Source organism: Cupriavidus sp. NPDC089707, assembly GCF_044748965.1.
In the GTDB taxonomy this organism is placed as follows: domain Bacteria; phylum Pseudomonadota; class Gammaproteobacteria; order Burkholderiales; family Burkholderiaceae; genus Cupriavidus.
The window spans coordinates 1-3,516 of sequence record NZ_JBIVHB010000026.1 but is presented as its reverse complement, the minus strand read 5'-3'; the positions used below and the strand labels follow the sequence as shown (position 1 = coordinate 3,516).

Genomic DNA, 3,516 nt, shown 5'->3' with positions numbered 1-3,516 from the left:
GCTATGGTTTTTTTTTTGCGGATGGTTGCCCCCCCCCCCCCCTTTTGGGGGGGGGGGGGGGGGCGCGCCCCCGAGTCTCCACGAAGTGCGGCGTCACGATGCTTGCCATGCGCCGGCCCTCTCCCCCAACCCCTCTCCCGCACGCGGGAGAGGGGAGCAAACCAGCGCACGGCGAGACACTGTGCAAATCTGCAATCGCCCTCCGCAAGCCCGCGCATTGCCCCACCGAACCCGCGATCCTAGACTGCTCGCACGGCCCCACAACGGCGTGACGGCCAGCCAACCCCAAACAGGATCGCGATGAAGCTCTACTACTCCCCAGGCGCATGCTCGATGTCCGTCCACATCGCGCTGCGCGAAGCCGGCCTGCCCGTCACGCTGGCCAGTGTCGACCTGCAACACCACAAGCTGGCACAGCCCGAGCACGGCAGCGACGACTACTACGCCATCAACCCGCGCGGCTACGTGCCGCTGCTGCAACTGGACGATGGCTCGCGCCATACGGAAGTGGCGTCGTTGCTCCAGTACATCGCCGATCTCGTGCCTGAACGCGGCCTGCTGCCAGCCGCCGGCACGCGCGATCGGCTGGAAGCCACCGGCTGGCTCACGCTGGTCTCCACCGAACTGCACAAGGTGTTCAGCCCGTGGCTGTGGCACAAGGAAACCGCGCCAAGCACGCAAGAGGCATGCAAGGCCAGGCTGCAAGCGCGCTTCGCCGAGCTCGACCGCCATCTGCAAACCCGCCAATACCTGTTGGGCGACCGCTACACCGTGGCCGATGCGTATTGCTTCACCATCCTTGGCTGGGCGCGCATGCTGATGATGCCGCTGACCGCGTACCCGTCATTGCAGCAATACCTGTCGCGCGTGGCGGCACGACCCGCGGTGCAGGAAGCGTTGCGCGCGGAAGGGCTGGTGCGCGACTGAGCTGACGGAGCAGGGCGCTGCTCAGCGCTGCGCGCCGAGCAGCGATTCAATCCTCGCCACCAGCTCCTTGTCGTCCGGCCTGGTGCGGCTGTCATAGCTGGCCACCACCTTGCCGTCTCGGCCGATCAGGTACTTGTAGAAGTTCCACTTGGGCGCGGTGCCGGTCTGTTTGGCCAGCAGCGCGTACATCGGATTGGCGTCGCTGCCGCGCACGTGCGACTTGCCCAGCATCGGAAACTTGACGCCGTAGGTGTTGTAGCAGAAGTCCGCGATCTGCTTCTCCGAGCCCGGCTCCTGCGAGAAGTCGTTGGACGGGAAGCCAAGCACCACCAGGCCGCGCGCGTTGTATTTGGCGTGCAGCGCTTCGAGGCCTTCATATTGCGGCGTGAAGCCGCAATAGCTGGCCGTGTTGACCACCAGCACCACCTTGCCGGCGTACTGGCACAGGTTCTGCGGCGCCTCGTCCTGCAGGCGCGGGAAGGTGAAGTTGAGCGATGCTGGGCAAGCGCCGGCCTGCGTCGCTCCAGCGACCGCGGCGGGCGCTGCGGGCTTCTCGGCGGCGCGGGCAGGCGAGGGCAGCAGTGCCGACGCGGCGAGCGCCACGGCGGCGAAGGCGAGGGGGCGGGTGGTCAGGGAACGACTGAACATGGCGACGGGGCTCCAGGGGGCGGCTCGCTGTATCGGGTACACGTAGTCTACGCCGATGACGGGCCCGCTGCCGCCCGCCGCTTCAGTCCATCGCCAGCGTGGCCGCGTGCTCGGTGACGCTGCTGCGCAGCTCCAGGTCCGGCATGCTGCGCACGACCAGCAGCGCCAGCAGCGACGCGGCCGCACCGACGGCAAAGATCAGGTGGAAGCCCGACTCGACGCCACCGGCCAGCACGTGCCGCACCGCCGGCGACAGCTGCGCCAGTGCTTCGCTGCCATGGCGCAGCGCGCCCAGGTCGAGCGCCTGCGTCACACCCGAAGCCGCCAGCGCATGGCGGAATTCCAGCGTCAGCAGCGTGCCCGCCAGCGCCCCGCCGAGCGCGCTGCCGAGCGAACGCAGCACCAGCAGCGCGCCGGTGCCGGCGCCGGTATCGCGGCGCTCCAGCACGTTCTGCACGCTCATCAGCGTGGCCACCATGGTGATGCCCAGGCCCACGCCGGCCAGCGTCATCGCCATCAGCACAACAGCCAGCGGCGCCGCCGGCGTCACCAGCGCCAGCACGATCAAACCGAGCGCACCGGCAACATAGCCCGCCGTCAGGATGCCGCGCATGCGGCCCACGCGCGGCGCGACCCACGCCACGATAAAGTTGCCCGCCACCGTCGCCAGCAGGAACGGCATCACCAGCAGGCCGGAGGTCGAGGCATCGGCACCGCGCACCAGCTGGAAGTGCAGCGGCAGCGCAAAGATGCACAGGAAGATATTGAGCGCCGACAGCGCCGATGCCGCCACGCCCATCACATAGGCGCGGTTGCCGAACAGCCGCGGCGGCAGCATCGGGTCGGCGGCGCGGCGCTCCTGCCACACCAGCAGCACCACCGCCACGGCCGCGGCGAGCAGCAGCGCGGCCAGCTCCGGCGAGAGCCAGTCATAGACATCGCCACCCCAGCTCATCGCCAGCAGGAAGGCGACGATGGCCACCGCCAGCAGCAGCGCGCCCAGCCAGTCGACGCGTGCGCGACCGCCGCGCGGCGGCAGCGTCGCCAGGCCGCGATAGCACATCACCATCGCCAGCAGGCCCAGCGGCACGTTGACCCAGAACAGCCAGCGCCACGACATGTGGTCCGACACCCAGCCGCCCACCAGCGGCCCCGCGATCGACGCCACGGCCCACACCGTGGCCAGGTAGCCCTGGTAGCGCCCGCGCTGGCGCGGCGCCACCACGTCGGCGATGGCCGCCTGCGCCAGCGACATCAGCCCGCCGCCGCCCACGCCTTGCAGCGCGCGGAACAGGATCAGCTGCCCCAGCGTCTGCGCGAGCGCGCACGCCACCGAGGCGCCGATGAACAGCGTGATCGCCACCATCAGCAGGCGGCGCCGCCCGAAGCTGTCGGAAAGCTTGCCGTACAGCGGCGTGGTCACCGTCGACACGATCAGGTACGCGGTCACGATCCACGACAGGTGGCCAAAACCGTTCAGGTCATTGGCGATGGCCGGGACCGCCGGGATCACCACGGTCTGGTCCAGCGCCGCCAGCAGGATGCACAGCACGATGCCACCGATGACGCGCATGATGGCGCGATGGTCGTGGACGGGCGTTGGAATGGCTTGGGCGGCGGATGCGGACGACGACATTGCAGACACGGGTACGCGGCAAAGTGCCGCGATGCAAACATGGGAAGGGGAATTGCCGGCCGGAAGGTCCGCGAGGAACGGCTGGGATGCCGCAACGGAGCGACCGCAATTCAGTAACCGCATAATTATATGCGGTTAGCGCATATCGCGCTGAGGGGAGGTCGCGGGGGTCTGTCGTCCGCCCCCTACGGCTTTCTCCCCTCTCCCGCCCGCGGGAGAGATGACTGCATGCCCCTCATGCCGGCTTGCCGCCAGGAACCGGTAGTACAGTGGTTGATGCTCGGTTTTGACGCGCAGTGTGGCCG

At 68.8% G+C, this 3,516-nt stretch carries 3 protein-coding genes; 1 reads left to right on the top strand and 2 read right to left on the bottom strand.

Going from position 1 to position 3,516, the window contains the following annotated elements; translation table 11 throughout:
• Positions 1 to 300 precede the first annotated feature (300 nt).
• Positions 301 to 927 carry a glutathione transferase GstA gene (gene gstA / locus ACIP1U_RS27710; RefSeq protein WP_400322024.1) on the top strand — a complete coding sequence of 209 codons (627 nt, stop codon included), beginning with the start codon at positions 301 to 303 and terminating at the stop codon, positions 925 to 927.
• 21 nt (positions 928 to 948) lie between these two features.
• Here the strand turns inward: gstA and ACIP1U_RS27705 are convergent, their stop codons facing one another.
• The gene (locus ACIP1U_RS27705; protein WP_400322022.1) at positions 949 to 1,575 is read right to left on the bottom strand and encodes a glutathione peroxidase; all 627 of its coding nucleotides are present in this window, start codon (positions 1,573 to 1,575) and stop codon (positions 949 to 951) included.
• An 82-nt stretch (positions 1,576 to 1,657) separates the two neighbouring features.
• Entirely contained in the window at positions 1,658 to 3,211 is a 1,554-nt protein-coding gene (locus ACIP1U_RS27700; RefSeq protein ID WP_400322020.1) for an MDR family MFS transporter, read from the bottom strand.
• Between the last annotated feature and the right edge of the window lie 305 nt (positions 3,212 to 3,516).

Excerpts from the sequence above, each read along its gene's own strand:
- gstA (WP_400322024.1), top strand. The coding sequence starts at position 301 with ATGAAGCTCTACTACTCCCCAGGCGCATGCTCGATGTCCGTCCACATC.
- ACIP1U_RS27705 (WP_400322022.1), bottom strand. The coding sequence starts at position 1,575 with ATGTTCAGTCGTTCCCTGACCACCCGCCCCCTCGCCTTCGCCGCCGTG.
- ACIP1U_RS27700 (WP_400322020.1), bottom strand. The coding sequence starts at position 3,211 with ATGTCGTCGTCCGCATCCGCCGCCCAAGCCATTCCAACGCCCGTCCAC.